Origin of the sequence: Rhizobium acaciae, assembly GCF_025941625.1 — a bacterium.
GTDB classification, from domain to species: Bacteria; Pseudomonadota; Alphaproteobacteria; order Rhizobiales; family Rhizobiaceae; genus Rhizobium; species Rhizobium acaciae.
Map to the genome: position 1 here is coordinate 43,870 of NZ_JAPCZO010000033.1, position 16,483 is coordinate 60,352.

Annotated in this window: 14 protein-coding genes; 2 read left to right on the forward strand and 12 right to left on the reverse strand. The window is 57.4% G+C overall.

Annotated features, from left to right (window positions below):
* The first annotated feature begins 384 nt into the window (after positions 1–384).
* Positions 385–786, forward strand: a complete 402-nt coding sequence (locus OLZ32_RS34795; protein ID WP_264424855.1) for a MobC family plasmid mobilization relaxosome protein — start codon at positions 385–387, stop codon at positions 784–786.
* A 2-nt stretch (positions 787–788) separates the two neighbouring features.
* Positions 789–3,911, forward strand: a complete 3,123-nt coding sequence (locus OLZ32_RS34800; RefSeq protein WP_264424857.1) for a coiled-coil domain-containing protein — start codon at positions 789–791, stop codon at positions 3,909–3,911.
* 277 nt (positions 3,912–4,188) lie between these two features.
* Here OLZ32_RS34800 and OLZ32_RS34805 read toward each other — a convergent pair whose 3' ends face one another.
* The 12 genes from OLZ32_RS34805 to OLZ32_RS34860 form a co-directional block, all read right to left on the reverse strand.
* Positions 4,189–4,605, reverse strand: coding sequence for a helix-turn-helix domain-containing protein (locus OLZ32_RS34805; RefSeq protein ID WP_406649271.1), 417 nt, complete (start codon positions 4,603–4,605; stop codon positions 4,189–4,191).
* A gap of 109 nt (positions 4,606–4,714) precedes the next feature.
* The gene (locus OLZ32_RS34810) at positions 4,715–5,059 is read right to left on the reverse strand and encodes a hypothetical protein (RefSeq protein WP_264424860.1); all 345 of its coding nucleotides are present in this window, start codon (positions 5,057–5,059) and stop codon (positions 4,715–4,717) included.
* A gap of 67 nt (positions 5,060–5,126) precedes the next feature.
* Positions 5,127–7,223, reverse strand: a complete 2,097-nt coding sequence (locus OLZ32_RS34815) for a type IV secretory system conjugative DNA transfer family protein (protein ID WP_264424862.1) — start codon at positions 7,221–7,223, stop codon at positions 5,127–5,129.
* Entirely contained in the window at positions 7,220–8,242 is a 1,023-nt protein-coding gene (gene virB11 / locus OLZ32_RS34820) for a P-type DNA transfer ATPase VirB11 (RefSeq protein WP_264424864.1), read from the reverse strand. Before virB11 ends, OLZ32_RS34815 begins: the two co-directional genes overlap by 4 nt.
* The gene (virB10, locus tag OLZ32_RS34825; RefSeq protein ID WP_264424867.1) at positions 8,223–9,428 is read right to left on the reverse strand and encodes a type IV secretion system protein VirB10; all 1,206 of its coding nucleotides are present in this window, start codon (positions 9,426–9,428) and stop codon (positions 8,223–8,225) included. The genes virB11 and virB10 overlap by 20 nt, the downstream gene beginning before the upstream one ends.
* Positions 9,428–10,237 carry a P-type conjugative transfer protein VirB9 gene (gene virB9, locus OLZ32_RS34830; RefSeq protein WP_264424870.1) on the reverse strand — a complete coding sequence of 270 codons (810 nt, stop codon included), beginning with the start codon at positions 10,235–10,237 and terminating at the stop codon, positions 9,428–9,430. The genes virB10 and virB9 overlap by 1 nt, the downstream gene beginning before the upstream one ends.
* Entirely contained in the window at positions 10,234–10,929 is a 696-nt protein-coding gene (locus OLZ32_RS34835) for a virB8 family protein (protein ID WP_264424872.1), read from the reverse strand. Before OLZ32_RS34835 ends, virB9 begins: the two co-directional genes overlap by 4 nt.
* Positions 10,930–10,966: 37 nt before the next feature.
* Positions 10,967–11,995, reverse strand: a complete 1,029-nt coding sequence (locus OLZ32_RS34840) for a type IV secretion system protein (RefSeq protein WP_264424874.1) — start codon at positions 11,993–11,995, stop codon at positions 10,967–10,969.
* A 12-nt stretch (positions 11,996–12,007) separates the two neighbouring features.
* The gene (locus OLZ32_RS34845; protein WP_406649275.1) at positions 12,008–12,217 is read right to left on the reverse strand and encodes a hypothetical protein; all 210 of its coding nucleotides are present in this window, start codon (positions 12,215–12,217) and stop codon (positions 12,008–12,010) included.
* Positions 12,218–12,224: 7 nt separating this feature from the next.
* Positions 12,225–12,929, reverse strand: coding sequence for a type IV secretion system protein (locus tag OLZ32_RS34850; RefSeq protein WP_264424878.1), 705 nt, complete (start codon positions 12,927–12,929; stop codon positions 12,225–12,227).
* A gap of 11 nt (positions 12,930–12,940) precedes the next feature.
* A complete protein-coding gene (locus OLZ32_RS34855) occupies positions 12,941–14,029 on the reverse strand; it encodes a lytic transglycosylase domain-containing protein (RefSeq protein WP_264424879.1) in 1,089 nt (362 codons plus the stop codon).
* Positions 14,026–16,482, reverse strand: coding sequence for a VirB4 family type IV secretion/conjugal transfer ATPase (locus tag OLZ32_RS34860; protein ID WP_264424881.1), 2,457 nt, complete (start codon positions 16,480–16,482; stop codon positions 14,026–14,028). Before OLZ32_RS34860 ends, OLZ32_RS34855 begins: the two co-directional genes overlap by 4 nt.
* Position 16,483: the final 1 nt, after the last annotated feature.

The window sequence follows — 16,483 nt, forward strand, 5'->3', positions numbered from 1 at the left end:
GTTCGTGCGGGAAGCATCTGAAGCGCCGGCAGATCGGTGAACCCCGGAGCCGCGTAAGGCCGTCTTCGACGCTCGCACGGAAGCCGCAAGGGCGGAGAGCGGAGCGTCCCTTGAGGCTGAGTACGAGGGGCGGACAAAGGCCTTCAGAAGCGGATTCAGGCGGTGAACCCTGGTGAGCGTTCCCTAGTTTTAATCATCAGGGCGCAGCTCTGGCTTTGAAATTTTAAACGGCCGAGCAGAGCGATGTCTTCTCGAGGGTTTTGGTTGAATTTCCCTGTAGTGATGGTGGCAGGATACGGAAAAATGTGCTACGCCATTTTCCTGCAATCGAGGGACGAGCCCTCGATCACCTGACGCAAGCGCCAGTAGGGGGCCAACGGCCAAATGGATGACGGGAAATTCAACGCTCCTCTCGAGTCAGCGAAGAAAGATCGCACTGTGCATGTACGTGTCACGATTGACGAACATGCGGGGATCGAGAAGGCGGCCGAGGATGCCGGCATGACGGTGTCCAGCTTTTTTCGTTCGCTGCTTTTGGAGGGGGCAGGCGTGCGACCTATCCTGACGGGGGATGACCGTCTGGTGATGGCGGCTTTGCTCGAAGACATGCGGATGATCGGAATCAACCTCAATCAGGTTGCGAGGGCGCTCAACAGTGGCCGGGGCGTCCATCCAAGCGAGCTGAATATCAACCTCGAGAACGTGCAACGCATTCAGGCGGCGGTGATGAGCGAGCTTCGCTCTCTGTCGCGACGGGCTGGTTATCAGCGTCGAGGGGAGAAGTAGCGTTGGAAATCTTCTTCGGCACATTCACCAGCGAATGGGAGCAGCGGCGCGCAGCGCTGTTGCATGAGATGACGTCTGGTGGACGTGGTGCCGCGGCTGAGGAAGAAATGCGGAAGCGCCTGAAGCAGTTGGCTCAACTCGGTGCTGCAGGTGGCGGCGGAGGCGCAGGCGGCGCTTCCGGTGGTCGTGAATCTTCATCGAAGGGTAGGGGGGCTCCTCTAACGCAGGTGACCCAGGCGACAGTGGCTGCCCGACCGATGGAGGCACGGCTAGCGGCCGTCGCAAAGGGAAGCCAGCCAGCCGTTGTCAAAATGGCGTCCTATGGGGGCGGTGCGCGCGTAGGGGCAATGTTGAACTACGTGTCCCGATCCGGAGAGCTGAAGGTCGAGGACGAAAACGGCAGGATCCTTGAGGGCCGCGAAGAATTGGCCCGGGTGCGCGGTGATTGGGATCACCTTTTCCAGAACCGCGCCGAAAGCCGCGACATCGGGAGCTTCAGCGTCGAGATAACGGGCTCTAGCCTTATGTCCGACGACGCTTTGCATGAGTTGGTGCGGAGCACCTTATCGAGCGGCTTTGGCGATCGCCGCTATGCCTATGCGGTCGACAAGCATGAGGGGGGGTCAATTTCGGTTCAAGGTCTGGTGGTACTCAGAAGCGGTCAGGGGGAGCGGCTGACAGGAGACGCCAAAGCGGCGGGCATCGTCCAGGGACGCTATGATGCCAGTGCGCTCGCCAGCGAGGCGGGTGCGACGTTCAGGTTTCATGGGTACGGGAATGGCGTCGAGTTCGGCGCCATCCGTTTGCGCGGCCTGGTCGATCAGTATCAGGAAGTTCGCAACGATCGGGGCCGGTCAGTATCTGACGAGCAGGTGGCGGGGGATCTGGTACAAAAGGAATGGCGCGGCGAGCTGCACAGCCGAAAGAGCCGCGACGTGATGCACGTCATCATGTCGGCGCGGGCGGGAACGGACGCGGCGGCTTTCGAGGGTGCCGTGCGCGATTTTGTAGCGCATCAGTTCGCGGGCCATCGTTATGTCTTCGCCATGCACGATCCTACCAGTGACCCTAAAGAGGCTGGCGAGGGGGGCAAGCGACCGCACGTTCATGCGCATGCGATCATCGCCATGAGATCGGATGCCGGCGATCGCATAGAGACCACTCCGGCCGTGTTTCGCGAATGGCGATTGGTCATGGCCGAGAAGGCGCGGGAACACGGCATTGAGATGGAAATGACCGATCGGCGCGAGTTTGCCAATCCGCCCGCCTTCACGCGGACGCAGGTTCGGCCGGTGAGCCGCAACGGTCGCACCGAGCATGTCGGGACGAGCGAGCCGGCGCAAGCACGGTATGACGCCAAGCGCAGCGGCCGGCGCACGACCGCAAAAAGCGACCGGAGCCGACAGTACATCATAAAGGCGCAGGAATCGTGGCAGAAGGTCGCCATGGCGAGCGGAGATCATCAGACTGTTGTCTATGCTACACAGCACCGAGAATACTTAGAAGCTGGGCTTCCGGAGGCAACGATGGACGCCGGCGCCAATATCATTCACGCAGATTTCGGATCGAATTTCCGCGCCAATTTGGTTACATTGCAGGAAATGGTTTTGGAGGGTCAAGAGTTGCGCGAAACGTCACGAGCAGAGTTCGAGGCTTATGAGAAAAAGGTGGAAACGGCGTTGTTCAAGCTGGAGCGCACAGTGGCTGCAGATGACCGAGCAGACTTTGATGAGGTAGCGGGCTTGGCCCGAGATTTCGTGAACCAGAAGCGTGAGCTGGTCGAACTATACGAGCAACATAGAGAGGCGTTAGCGGAGCAGGGCGACCAAGGCGCGGCCAATGAACCCCGCGATCCGGTGAACGACGCCTGGGATGCAGCGATCGTGAAACACGGTGAGGCTGTCGTCGAGGCCGGCAATGAAGCCATGCTGGACATCAACCACTACCGCGATGGGCTTGACCGGATCGAGGCAGGCGAGTTTTCGGCCGGTGGCAAGGAAGCAATGCAGGCCGGGCTTGATCATGCGATGGAGCGCGCCGCGCAACTGGCTTTAGAAGGAAACAGCTACATCCGAGAAGTAGCTGAGCAGGACCCAGAGGTTCGGCGCGCAATTGACCAGGCTGAAAATAAAGCCGAAGCGGAACCTTCTCGTTGGGACGACGACGAACAGGCGCCGGAATACGATCACCTGCGGGATCCGGTTCTTATGGGTAACTATTATCTCAGGGAGATCGAGTCTAAGGATCGGACTTTGGCCGCGATCGACAACGAGGACGCTCGCAGCGGTGCCAAAGCGGCGTTGGAAGAAGCTGTGACTCGCGCCGCGTTCGCGGCCCAGCAGGGCAATCAGCGGATATTGGAAGCTGCGCATACGGATGAGCGGCTTGCTGCTCGCATCGCGGAGTTGGACCAGCAAACCGCGCAGTCCCGGAACGATGACCGTGAAGAGGTCATCAAGGGAGTGCAGTCCGTGATAGTCGAGCGGATCGATCGACTTGATGAGCGTTTGAACAGCCAGGATTCGCCGAATTTCATCTCAGAAGATAGCTACGCGACGCGAAGCGAGGCCAGTGCCGAACGTCAATTCCTGTCGGACATGAGTGCTCAGCTCGATAGGCTCGGCCCGGATGAGGTTCTTGATCTCTCGCGGACCGAGGTTGACTATGGTTACGATGATGAGGACGCGGATTCGGCTCGCATGAGCGGGCTCGAATATGAGCCCGAGATCGAAAGGGATAGGCGAGAGCATGAGGGCCATGTCGAAAGTGTTGCTCCTCAATTGGAGCAACTGAAAGCACATGGCGTTGTCGTCGATACCAGCTTCAAGGCCACCGAGCCGGCGCCGATTGATGAAGCCGCCTACCTAGCTGAGATGCAGAGGGAGTTTGACCCCGAAGCTGAGCCCGACCGTGAGGACGATGCTCGGAAAGCCCACGAACTAGCTTCGACGGTGGACGCTACTAATCGTCTGCAAGATCGTCTAAATAAAGAGAGTGAAGCTGATCACCGCAGCGGAGATACCACACGTACTGACCCCGCCCAACAGCACGTTCCTCGCCTTGAGGAGCTTGAGCGGGAACAAATGGAACAGAGGGAACGCGACCGCGACGATCGGGACCGTTAAGGGATATGTTCAAGGATAACCGGGAACAATACGTCATCCAGAGCAATGACCCCAAAGGCGACGAGGGGTTTGGCAAGTTCTTCGCCGTTGTTATCGTATTTGTATTTTTTCTCGGGTGCGTCCAGGTGGCATCGGAAACGGTTATGGCTTGGTATCGTGAGTCGATGGATTGGGTAAACGAGACAGCGACCTACCTGGGAAGCTTCTGGCCCTTCTAATGTCGGGGCTCATTTTAAGAGGTCAGCATAAAACATGCTGACTTCGTATCAGCGGGGTCTTACTCCGAAGCCTCTTTTGCCAGCGCTTTCACCAGGTTGACGAGCTTCCGCCGGATCTTTTCGTCTTCAATCTTCACAAAGGCGCGATTGAGAGCCAGCCCCTCGACGGAATTCAGGAACTGCGTGATTTCCCTGCCGGCTCCCGGCTCCGGCTCTAGCGGACTGGAAGAGCCCCCAGGCCCCTCCTCGAAAAACCAGGCAACCGGGACGCCGAGAATGTTTGCGATGGCCTGCAGCCGGCTAGAGCCGACACGATTTGTGCCTTTCTCGTATTTCTGCACCTGCTGGAAGGTGATGCCGAGCCCTTCCGCCAGCGTCGTCTGGCTCAATCCTATAAGCGTGCGCTGCAAGCGGATGCGGCTGCCGACATGAATATCGATAGCATTCGGTGTCTTGGTCTGCGGTTTATGGAGCATCATGACCTCAAATTGGTTGCGCAGCCAATGGAATGCACCGCGCCGTGAGAAGGTAAACTATGGTCGCCTTTGCGTTACGACTTCGTCTGTGAATGCGCAATGTAGTACGTCAGTCGTCAAGCGGAGATGTGAACCCAAACTCCCGCAACACACGTCGCGCCTGTTCATAGGCCGATGCCAGGTCCGCGTTTGCCGTCTGCCAAGACTCGAAAAGCTCAGCGCGTCGCTGACCGAGCGACAGATATGCGGATTGGAATCCTTCGTGATCGCCTGGCTTGAGTGAAGCCTTCGACAGCTTCTCCGTCCATATATGCAGAATGACCCGCTCCTCCGCGTCCAGCGCATCCTTCCGTTCCTGAACCTCATGAAAGCGCGCCTCGGCCTGCCGGTACGCATGCAACGCCCTCGCTGTGCTCGCCCGCAAATGCAAAGAGTTCCAGAGTCTTCTTTGCAACCCCCATTTCCCCATTTGTTCACCCTACAGAAGAAGCCCGCTGTCATTCGGTTTTAGTTCCTGATCGCTATACGGCTGCCACCCCAACCTCGACGGGATCAGGAACCGTCGTGTTGAAGATGTCCATGAAATTGCGGCGCGCGGCTGGTTTGTCGCCGAGCTTTTCGACTTTTTCTTCGACAGTTGCTTTGAGCTGCGCAGCCTTTGGAGCCAGGCCCTCCTCAATCGCCTTTATCCGAGCTTCCATGGCGGCAAGGCTTGCGGACGCTACCGCATCGGCCTTCGCAGTCGCCGGCTTCGGCTTCGGCTGCAGCGCCTTTTTGTTGACGGTTCGTTTAGCGGTAGTAGTCGTTTCCTCCTCAGCTACGGTCGCGTCCTGGTTTGCCGGAGCAGACGTAATCGTCGCGGCCGCGGCCGGCTTCTCTTCTTTTGTGGGCGCCGGCGAGGTTGTTTCGATGGAAGGAACTCCGCCCTTGGCATAACCCGGAGTGGTTGCCGGAATGGCTTTCGGGGGCAAATATTCGACCTCCGGCACCTGCGGGATATTGGCCTGCGAAAATTCTTCAGCCGATTTGAAGGGGTTCGTCTTAAAGAACCGAAGCTTTTCCCCGAAGATCGGTCTTTGCCCTTCGATGAGCAGGACCATCTTGTTCTCCGGCATTTGCCGGACCTCCTGCGGCATCATCAAATCACGTTCGCGAATCTGCTCTACCTTGGTGCGGCGTGGCAGACCCATCAGCTCGATCGTGCGGGATTCCGACTGGTAGCGGATCGTGCGCTTTCCGAGGGCCCGCGACGCATACTCGGCAGTGGCCTGGTCGTTGGCACCAAGGACGAGTTGATAGCCGCAATTGCCGAGCAGCGAATGCCGGGAGGTTTCGCCGTAGATCTCATCGAGATTTTTCAGGTCCTGGATGATGAAGGCGAGCTTGATGTTGTAACCGGCCACATAGGGCAGCTTCGTCATGATTTCGTCCATCCGCTTCAACTGCCGGAACTCGTCGAGGAGGAAATAGACTGGAAGAGAATTGGGATCGTGCTCCAGAGTGAGAATGTCCATCACTTGCTGTACGAACAGGGTGAGGAGAGGGCGAAGCAGTGTTATATCAGTGATGTTCGGCGCCAGATAGATCGACATCGGCCGACGCTTCATCGCGCGCAAATCCATGTCGGTTACATTGGTTGCCGCGACGATCCGCTCATTTTTAAAAGGCCGCATGGCCTTCTGGATATCCATAAGCGCGGAAGCGGCCGCGCGTTCGGATAGAGCGATATAGGAATTGAAGCTCTCAAGTGTGAACTTGGACAGGTAGGGTTCTTTTTCCTTGATGTACTTCATCAGCGCCTGCAGATCGACGCCGCTGTTGAAGAAGGAATTGACCTCGCCGAGGTTGCGGCGATCCCGATAGAAGGGGCTTTCGGTGATGTAGCTGATCACGCCGGCAAGGACTTGTTGCGCCGTCGCTTGCCAAACAGAGTTTTCCGATTCCGTGTTTTCGGGCACCAAAATGCCGGCGATGTTTTGGATGTCAGTGGTGCGATTTCCCCGTTCCGTCCGGACGAAATCGAGCGGATTATAGCGATTGGTCTTTTCCGAGCCGGGCGCAAATAGGAAGACCTGGCTGCCGTTCTGTCGGCGATAGCCCGCGGATGCCTTGAAAACCTCGCCTTTAAGGTCAGTGACGATCATCGAGCCTTCATGCATGAGAGCATTGGGGATGACATAGCCCGCGCCTTTACCGGAGCGCGTCGGACCGATGATCAAATGATGCCGATCGTCCTTCGTGCGGAGAATGTTGCGCCCTATGCGGCCGAAGATATGGCCTTGTTTACGGAACCATTTGCCTCGCCGAAGCGAGGCGATGTCCTGAAACGCCGCGTCGCCTAACGGGCTGCTCGTCGGCTTCAGGCCAATGTATGCGACCAGGCCGGCGACGATCAGTGCTGGCACCATCGAACCAAGCGCGACCTTCTGCAGGGCAGGGCTCGAGCGATAAATCCAGAACTGCTGAATTGGAACAAATGGGTTGCTGGTGATCGTCGTTTCGAGAACCCGTCCATCCTTGTAGAAGAGCTGAAGACCCAGGCCGTAGCCAAGCATCCAGACAACGAAAGCTATCCCGACGCAAAAGAGCAGATAGAAGGCCTGGAGCTCCTTGGTCATGTTTCATCCCGGGCAAAGAAAATTTCGGAGACGCCGCGCTTGCCGCCGTCACGGCGGAGCTGGATGACGATCGGGATCACCATCTGGATATACGACATGAGATCCTGCTTGGAAAAACCCGCTGACATGCCGGCTTGCTGCATCATCATGGCGAGCTGTTCATAGGCGCCCATCGGCGTATCGGCATGAACTGTGGACATGCTGCCCGGATGACCGGTGTTGATCGCGCGCAGGAAGGAGAACGCCTCCGCGCCACGAATTTCGCCAACGAACAATCGGTCTGGACGCATGCGCAACGACGACTCGAGCAAGTTTTGAATGGTCACGTCGGCAGTGCCCTGATCACCCTTCGAAGCGATCAGGTGAACCGTATTCGCCTGCGGCGGGAATAGCTCACGTGTGTCCTCGAGCGTGATGATCCGCTCATGCGGATCCACACTTTTCAGGCAGGCGTTAAGGAAGGTCGTCTTGCCGGATGACGTGCCGCCACTGATGAGGATAGAGACTCGCTTGGTGATAGCGGTGTGGATGAAATCGTAAATCCGGCTTGTGCGGAGGTGTCCGATCAACTCCCGGTCAATGTCGCTGAGGCCGCCGACGGCCACAGATACTTTATCGAGCGAGCCGTTGTCGCGATACTCTTCGAGCGTGAAGTTTTTCACGACCTGCTTGCGGATCGAGATCGAGCCACCGTCAGGGGCCGCCGGCGGTAGGACGATCTGAATACGCTCGCCAGTCGGAAGCGCCGCACTCAGTATCGGCTTGGAACGGCTGATAAACTGGTTGGTCGCCGCCGCAACACGCTCACCGATGTTCTGGATTTCATCGGCCGTCAGGGCGTCGATGAGATGGTGTTCCATATGATCGGCGCCGAACCGCTCCACATAGACGTGGCCCGGCTTATTGGTGGCGATTTCGACCACCTTTTGGTCATCAAGGAACTGCTTGATCGGTTCGAGAGCGCGATTGAGGAAGTAGTGCGGATCGCGTTTGATCGTGTTACCTGCCGCGAGGTTCACGTTGAATCTCCTTCATCGCTTCGGTAACCGGATCGTCGTACATGGCACTGAAATCGAGGTCCTGGCGCACATAGACAAAGATTCGCTCGCCTTGGCTGACGCTGATGGTGGGAGGAATACGGAGATTTTCACCGAGTACCGTATTCGCCATGTCGCTAAAGGTCTGCGCGATCGTCTCCCGTGCAATCTCTTCGCCTCGTGCGGCATCATCGCTGTTATTGGAGGCTTCCTGACTGCCATATCCGGTCAGATAGCTGGCAGCTCCGCCGACGATAGAAAGCATGATCGACGATCCAAATCGTTCGCGGAACTTATTGTCGACATGTCCGGTCAAGCCAGATCGGCCCAGGCTGTCCGTGCCGATCGAGTTGAGGCGCACGGAAACGCCATCATCGCGAATGAGCCTGGTCCAGATGACGAAGATGCGCTTTTGTCCGCGCGTCACCTCCGACTGATATTCGCCAATGAGGCGCGTTCCGGTCGGGATCAGAATACGCCGGCCGTCGAAGGAATAGACATCTTGGGAGGTAATGGCGCGAATCTGGCCGGGCAGGTCGCTGTTAATTGCCGTCTCGAGGATTCCGGGGACCAAGGTCCCCTCCGGTATCATCGCGTCGATACGCTCGATCTGCCGGGCCTTGGCGCTCCGATCGGCAAGGCCCGAGGCCGCAGCCAGGTACTTGCTGTTGCGGTCCTCACCGGCAACACTCAGCCCGGAATCGCTCTCGCCTGTCAGGCTGGCGTTACCGCTTCCGTTTCCTTTTTGATCTAGCTTGATCAGGCCCGACTTGTAGCGCTCGGGAAACGCTTCCACCGGCGCAGCTTCGGGCGTCTCTTCAACGGCCTCTGGCGGCGCTGGAACCTTGAACTCAGTCGTATCGACGGCTTCCTCAACGGCTTCAGGTGGCGTCGGCAGTTTGATGACTTCTTGTTCGGGCTCAGGTTCCGGCTTTTGTCCGTCGCGGACAAAGGACGGCGGCCGGAACGTCGTAGTCTGAAATTCTTCGTCGCTGTCAGCAACATCGCGTGGCTTTTCGTTCGCGGTCGCAAGGACGAAATAGGCGGCCACGGCGCCGCCCAGGAGAAGGGCGGCCATACCGAAAGTTTGGTTTCGTCCAGCATTGCGATTGCTGACCGCTGTTTCGTCAGCCGTCGTCATGGCTTCAAGTTCGGGGCTGCGCTTCATTAGTTGCCGCTCCTCCTACGTTCCGTCGCCTTGGTGTCATGAGACGGACCGAGAATGTCCGGATCCGGAGCGCCGAAGTCAGGCTTGCGAAGGTTGAAGATGCATGTCCACTGGTTGCCATCGCGGAGCGTATATTGCGTGGCCACACCGTCGACGACGATGTATTCGCCCTCCTTGCGGAAATTGCGCAGCGTCTCGGAGAAGTCCGACTGCACGGCAAAAATCGCGGGAACGCGGCTGCCGAACTTGAAGAAGGTTTTTTTCCCGTCATCGAAAATCATCGTAGGCTTCAGCGCTGGGTCGCCTGAAAACGAATAGTCGATATTGACGTTGGCCTTGTCGAGATTTGACATATTCGGGTTTGCAGCCCGGTACTCCGCTTCCTTGCGTAGCGAAGCATTCAGGTCCTTCTCAGGATAGACGAATCGGATTCCGAAGATCTCCTTGCCATCGGTCGGAGCATGGTCGTTGAGCTCGAGGAAATAGATCCTCTTAGTGGTCACGACGTTCATGTTAGTGGCGACGTTCTTCGCAATCGGCTTGACGAACAGGATATTGCCCTTCTCAGACGGGGCAACCTGCCAACTATCTGTGTCGCCGAGCGATATCGTTTCGAATTTTTCGTCCTCGTCAAAGATGATCATTGTGGAGATGCCGTAGGTGGCAGAAACTTTCACCACATTGTTCGGCTGGTAGACGACGCTGGTGACACGCGAATCGAGCGAGCCGGGTCGTGGCGCCTGCGCAGCGTGGACGTGAGTCATCGTCGCGGCCATGACGGTCGCAGAAAGCAGGAGGCGTTTGATCATTTATCGACTCCAGGCGTCACCGTCTCTTGATCGCGACGGTAGTTGTAGACCTGGAAGCCCAGCGGATTTTCGAAGCGCCATTCATTGGTCGACGGCGTGTCCGTATAGCGATAGCGGACGACCGAAATGTAATGCTGGGTGATAGAATCCGTGTCCGTTTTCTCCGTGGTCGAAAACCGCACTAGGGCCGTGCTGGCATTGGAAAAGGTGACGGATTTGATATCGACCGTCACACTCTTGTTCTTCCCCAAAGCCCGTGCAGGATTGTTGGGATTTGCCGCGCTATAGAGTTCCTGCAGCTCACGGGCCGCGTCGCCTGTGGAGAGCAGGGCGGCAATGCCGAAATTCTGCTCAATCGCAAAGGGGTCGTATCCCTCACGCGAGCGAATATAGCGCACGACGTTGGCCTGGGTAACCGCCTGTTGATCTGTGAGATTCGCCGAACGTGTGAGACCGGTTTTGATCTCCATGTATCCGGTATTCTTGTCGACCTCGACGATGTAGGGCTCAAAGCTCTTCAGCGGTACGAGCATCACCAGCGCGGTTAAGGAAAGCAAGGTTATCGCGCCGAAAATCGTGGTGACGAACCATGCGAGCGTGCGAGACCGCTTGGCCTTCTTTACGATTTCGTGCTCCCACCGATCGCCGTCTTGAAAATAGCTGCGAAGAACTGCTTCATTTGTTTCTGCCATTCGTCTAGCCCTTAAACCTAGCCCTTACTTTCGCGCCTCAACGAGGCGTGCTGTTGTTGCTGATGCGGTTCTGCATCGCCTCAGCGCTGGCGTTTCGTATGTTGGCTCGCATGCCTTCTTGCGTGCGCGCCCTGGCTTGCATTCCTGCGTTGCCCGCTGCTCCCGCGAGGCGCTGCCCTCCCGACAGAGCCGAAACGGGCGCCGATATGCCAGCAAATCGGCCGACTGCGCGCGCGACATTGCCGAGACCGGCAGCCACACCACCGGTAATCCCTTGCGCGAGAACCTGAATATTAAAGAGAACAAACGCGCCGGCGGCGCAGAGCAGCAAGAAAGCGGAAATGTCACTGAGCTGAAGGCGCCTTTGGCTTGCTGCGCTGCTGACCTTGGTCAGTTCCGGGTCCATTGCTGCAATAAGGAATGCCGCCACGACATAAACGAACAGCGGAATCAATGCATACATCAGCACCTGTTGGAACCAGGCGACGCCCAAACCCCTCGTCTGGTCGAAAAGCATGCAACCGATGAAGATGGGAGCCGTCCCGATCAAGACCCACATCATCACCTTTGCAAGCAGAAGGATTGCCAATGCTACCGCAATAAAAACAGCGACGGCGAACATGATTAGAAAGCCGACCATCGACGGCAACACCGAAAAATATCCTGACTGTTCCGCGAAGGCTGAAGCTGCCTCGTTGGCCGTTCTCCAGATCATCGACAGGCCGTTTGTCGGTTCCGTGATACCGGTCCCTGTGGCGGTGAGGATAGCTCGGCCAACGTCCTCCGGGGTGTCGTTCAGCCAAGAATAGAAGAGGGTGTTAAAATAGCCCCAATTCCTCACCAGCGCGAGGATGATCAACATACGCGCCACCCGGCCGAGAATTTCGCTGACGCTGACGCGAGCGGTTCCCATGAACAGTTGGAGGCCGTAAAAGGCCACGTACGCGATGAACATGATCGTCAGCAGCGGCACGACCTCATTGCCGACGATCCCGTAGGCTCGCGATGAGAAATTCGCTCCGGTCTGTTCAATTCTTTCCAGCAACGCCCCAAGGAAGTCGTTCATCGCCAACCGTCCTTAATTCGCCGCCATGGCGTCAATAGCCGCGAGGGCGTCGGCTGCGTTGCCGTTGACGCTAGTCATCGGCCCACATTCGAGGCGAGGATCTGACGCATAGGAGGTCAGGTTGGCAGGCCTCTTGCAGGGAGCGGTCTTTTCCTTGGCCGCCGTGCCGCAGCCGGCGAGGCCGGCCACGATCAAGAAAGGAAAAAGCACCTTCGCTGGCATGGTGATTTTACTGGCCACTGTAGCTGAGAGCCTTCTTTGAATTAGAGATGTCGGTCAGGCGTCTTTGGTTGTCGGCCTGGAGTGACGACACGGCTCCGTTCATCACGCCGATCAGCTCGTTGATCGTCAGCCCGGCTTGCACCTGAAGCTGAGTGTTCTGATCGATCGAGCCCTTAATGTCCTTGGCTTGGCCGATATTTGCGCCAGCCTGCTCGAAAGACGAGCGGCGTGTCTGGACGGCCTGCTGCGAACCGGTGACGAGGGCAGCGACGCCAAGAACGGTGTTCACCATCTCCTCATAAGACTTGTCGCCGGAAAAGGAGCTGCCCGACTGGCCAGACAGATTTTTCACCAGCTGCAGGCCGTTGATGAAGGTCGTTGCGACCTTGGCGACATCGCCGCCCATACCGCCGAAGTTTGGAACGCCACCCGACATCAGGCTATCGAACGACGGCATCTGTGAGACGCTGAAGCCATTGCCAACGGCAAGATTTTGCATCTGGTTGGCATCGCTTCCGCGGTCGCCGGTCACTGCCTGAAGGGTTTCCTGGACCGTTTTGAGCACTTCCTTGTTAGTGCCAAGGATATCATCGGTCGTCTTCGACGTTCGCTGCGCAATCTCAAGATTGGCACCGTCGATCACCGGAACTTGCGCCAAAGCCGAGGACGCAAGGGCGGCCACCGAATACGCCGTCAAAATCAAACGTTTCATGGCAGTTCTCCTCATTGAGCGTTCAACATCAGTTCTACGTTGTCCTCGCGTTCCCGTTTTTGGACGCAAGCCTTCTCCACCGGGCTCCATTCGAGCTCTTGGCGCGGATCGCACAAACCGGTCGTTTCGCGATCCTCCTTATCGTCATCATCCTTGAAATCGCCGGTGCGCGAGGATCCGGACAGGCCGCTGAGATCAACCGCATTGCGGGAGTTCATCAAATCCGCCATCGTTGTGCCGAGGCGGATGACCTGGTTCATCATTTCGAGATTGGCATTGCGGGCACCGGAGTTGTGGTCCCAACTATCTTGGATAGTGCCGCTGGACATCGCACCCAGTTGTTGCAGCCAAGACGCGACATTGCCGCCGCCTTCCCCGATCGCCTGCGACGTCGCCATTGAATTGATGGTAGAATCCCGCATGCCGGTAAAGGACGTGGATCCGCCGCCATAGTTCACCGGGATATTGGCAACGTCGGAACCGCCGAAAGCAGGGAGCCACTTTTGGGTGATGTTCGCGACATACCCCTGCGTTTCCTTGAACGGAGGGATCCCGCCATACTTCTGTACGTTGCCGGGTCCCGCGTTGTAGGCGGCCAGCGCCAGATTGGTGTTGCCATTGAACCGGCGAAGCTGTTGCTTCAGATAGCGCGCCCCGCCGCGGAGATTGTCTTCGATATTGTGCGGGTCGACCCCGAGATCTTTTGCCGTACCAGGCATGAGCTGAGAAAGCCCGATCGCGCCGACCGGCGATTTCGCACAAGGATTGAAGCGGCTTTCTTGGTAGACGAGCGCCATGAAGAGATTTTCATCGACACCTTCCTCCTGGGCGACACGCTTCACCAGCCCGGTAATTTCAGGATTTGCCGTGGCTGCTGAGGCTGCATCGCCGCTTCGGCCCGGGCGATACATCGAGCAGGTCACACTTTTGCTGACCGTGTGACGGTCGCTGTCCGTTTTTTCGATTTCCGTAGTTGTCGCGTCGCGTTTTGTGTCGGTCTCGAGCACTTTCCCGTCGATGACAGGGACCTGAGAGACAGCCGGTCCAGCAACGCCAAGCCACAGCGCAGAAATTACCCCTAATGCAGGACTTTTCCTCATTCGGCCTTCTCCCATCCGCAAAAGTCAGCCAGCCAATTTTCAGGCTCGTCGCCATATTTTTCCCGAAGCGCCGCGCACTCCTCGACGGTCTCCTTGCGCCCGGAGAGCACCTTTACGAGATCGGGCATGGTGGAGAGGTCAAGCCGGGCGATGACAGAGTCATTGCCGTGTTTGATCAGGAAAGTTCGCTTTTCGGGCGGGGTTTCCTTGATGAACTTGAATTCCTTCACCGTCAGGCCGAAGCGCTTGATGTAGCTGTCTTCGTCGGCGCGGGGATTCGGGAAGTGAATGTTGGTCGCCGACTGCTCAATCAGGGTGTGGGAGGCTTTCGCCTTGGCGATATCGGCCGCGGACTGCGTGCCGAAGCCAACAATGCCGCCGAGCTTGCGGATGGTTTTCATCTTGTCGACGATGAATGCCGAAAAGGTATCGTCCATGAGGAGCTGCCAACCCTCGTCCATGAAGAACATGACCGGGTTTCCGTCCAGCAGTTCATCCAGTCGATGATAGAGGTACATCAGCGCCGGCGTGCGAAGATCCTCGTTTCCGAGGATGGTCGTCATGTCGAACCCAAAGACGCTCCGACCAGAGAAGGAGAGAACGTCATGCGGAGCATTGAAGAGCCATGCCTTTTCGCCGTCGATCCAGGGGCGAAGGCGAGAGTGAAGGTCATTGGCGTCCGCCCGAGATCGACCGACCAGTAGCCCCGCGAGGTTCGCCAGATTGCGCTCGGCCGCAGGTTCTTGCATCAGGCGGACGATCGCCCTCTCAAGCGTATCCTCGTCTTCTTGCGTGAAGTCGCTGTGATCACCTGAGCGCAGCATTGCCTTCAGCAGGCGAAGGAGGAATTCGCGGTTGGGACCGGTGTTTTCGAGCTGAAGTGGATTAAAGCCAGTCGGTGTTCCTGGTGACAGAACCTCATAGGAACCGCCGATTGCCCTTACAAAGATTTCCGCGCCACGGTCTTTGTCGAAGAACACGGCCCTTGGCGTGGGCGAAACGCGCATCGCCTGTGCCAGCAGGAAGGTCAATGCAACCGTCTTACCGGAGCCGGTTGGTCCGGTGACAAGGAAATGGCCGATGTCGCGGCGATGGAAATTGAACCAATAGGGCGTTTGCGAGGTGGTTTCGAGGATCGTGATCGGCAAGCCCCAATGGGTGCGATCGGCTTGCCCGATGGCAAAGTTATGCATCGAGGACAAGCCGGAGAAGTTCGCGCTCGACAGCATGGCCTTGCGAGCAACGTAGCTGTGATTGCCGGGGAGTTGCGCCCAAAATCCGGCTTCCAGGTTCAGATCCTCGCGAAGCCAGGTGATGTTCATGTCAGTGAGGCAGGCGCCGAGTTCCGAAACAGTACGGCCGATGCCATCAAGATTGCGGGAGAGGCACAGAAGCGATAGATGGTGGAAGCCAAAAACGGCCTCCTGGTTCATCAGGCCATTGAGCGCAAAGTCGAGGTCACTTTCGACCGAACTACCGGCCTCATCTGATGCTCTGATCTGCCTTTGAAGCCTGCTGATGCGCTCTTGCGCGATCGGCTTATCGGCGATGGTGAAGGATTGCGTCAGTATGAACTCATGGTTCACCTGCAACAGGCCGTCGAGCATCCCCGGACCGGTAAAGGGCGGATATTCCTTGACGGACAGCAGCGCTCCAAAGCGCGTGTCTTCATCGACAGCCGCCTGAGCTTGCATGGTCCGTTTGCTGAAATGCAGTCGCGATGTACCGACATAGTTGCGGATCCCCATGCGTGGCAGGCGCATTTTACGCGGCACACCGCAGGTCAGAATCGCATTGAAGAATTCGCAAGGTTCGGAGTAGGGCTCGCCTTTCTCCTTCTCTTTTTCCTCGAGCTTTGCCGCGTCGTCATTTCTGCGACGATGGGTAATTCCAAGTGCCCTTGCTCCATACTTTTGCAGATCACGTACGATGTTGCCGATCCGCTCTTCGAGCTCGGTGACATCTTCGCGCGTTTGCTGGACGCGAGCGTCTTTGTTAGCCTTGTCGAAGATCCTTTTCAGCGTGTCGCCGACGCCAAGTGCTCCTCGCATGCCGGAGCGCACAATGGTTAGATAAATTTCGTTCGTGAACATGCGCTTATGGCGCAGTTGCTCCATATAGCGCTTGTTCAGTAGGTCGCAGAAAGGCTCATCAAAAGCGCCGCCGATCTCCGTTTCGACCTCGCGACGTATCACGGTTGACCAAAGAGAATAGCGGCTGGACCCCAATGCGCGGATCATCGTGTTTTGCACGACCGACCGCATGTTGAGCTCAGCCTGGTCCTCCGTCTGGAAGAACAGGCCGTCCAGTTTGATAACGCTCAAAAGCGAGCCGTTTTCCAGTCCGATCACCGTATCGGAAACGTGCCGCAGATAGGGTATGTGAGTCGACATGGGCCGCTCATTGCTGGCGACCTTTCCAAATCCAAGCTCTTCTTTGACAACTTTCAACATG

What these genes read in the sequence shown, in the direction of transcription:
- OLZ32_RS34840 (WP_264424874.1), bottom strand. Translation starts at nt 11,995, where the DNA reads ATGAACGACTTCCTTGGGGCGTTGCTGGAAAGAATTGAACAGACCGGA.
- OLZ32_RS34815 (WP_264424862.1), bottom strand. Translation starts at nt 7,223, where the DNA reads ATGACCAAGGAGCTCCAGGCCTTCTATCTGCTCTTTTGCGTCGGGATA.
- OLZ32_RS34850 (WP_264424878.1), bottom strand. Translation starts at nt 12,929, where the DNA reads ATGAAACGTTTGATTTTGACGGCGTATTCGGTGGCCGCCCTTGCGTCC.
- virB9 (WP_264424870.1), bottom strand. Translation starts at nt 10,237, where the DNA reads ATGATCAAACGCCTCCTGCTTTCTGCGACCGTCATGGCCGCGACGATG.
- OLZ32_RS34845 (WP_406649275.1), bottom strand. Translation starts at nt 12,217, where the DNA reads ATGCCAGCGAAGGTGCTTTTTCCTTTCTTGATCGTGGCCGGCCTCGCC.
- OLZ32_RS34795 (WP_264424855.1), top strand. Translation starts at nt 385, where the DNA reads ATGGATGACGGGAAATTCAACGCTCCTCTCGAGTCAGCGAAGAAAGAT.
- virB10 (WP_264424867.1), bottom strand. Translation starts at nt 9,428, where the DNA reads ATGAAGCGCAGCCCCGAACTTGAAGCCATGACGACGGCTGACGAAACA.
- OLZ32_RS34835 (WP_264424872.1), bottom strand. Translation starts at nt 10,929, where the DNA reads ATGGCAGAAACAAATGAAGCAGTTCTTCGCAGCTATTTTCAAGACGGC.
- OLZ32_RS34855 (WP_264424879.1), bottom strand. Translation starts at nt 14,029, where the DNA reads ATGAGGAAAAGTCCTGCATTAGGGGTAATTTCTGCGCTGTGGCTTGGC.
- OLZ32_RS34860 (WP_264424881.1), bottom strand. Translation starts at nt 16,482, where the DNA reads ATGTTGAAAGTTGTCAAAGAAGAGCTTGGATTTGGAAAGGTCGCCAGC.
- OLZ32_RS34805 (WP_406649271.1), bottom strand. Translation starts at nt 4,605, where the DNA reads ATGCTCCATAAACCGCAGACCAAGACACCGAATGCTATCGATATTCAT.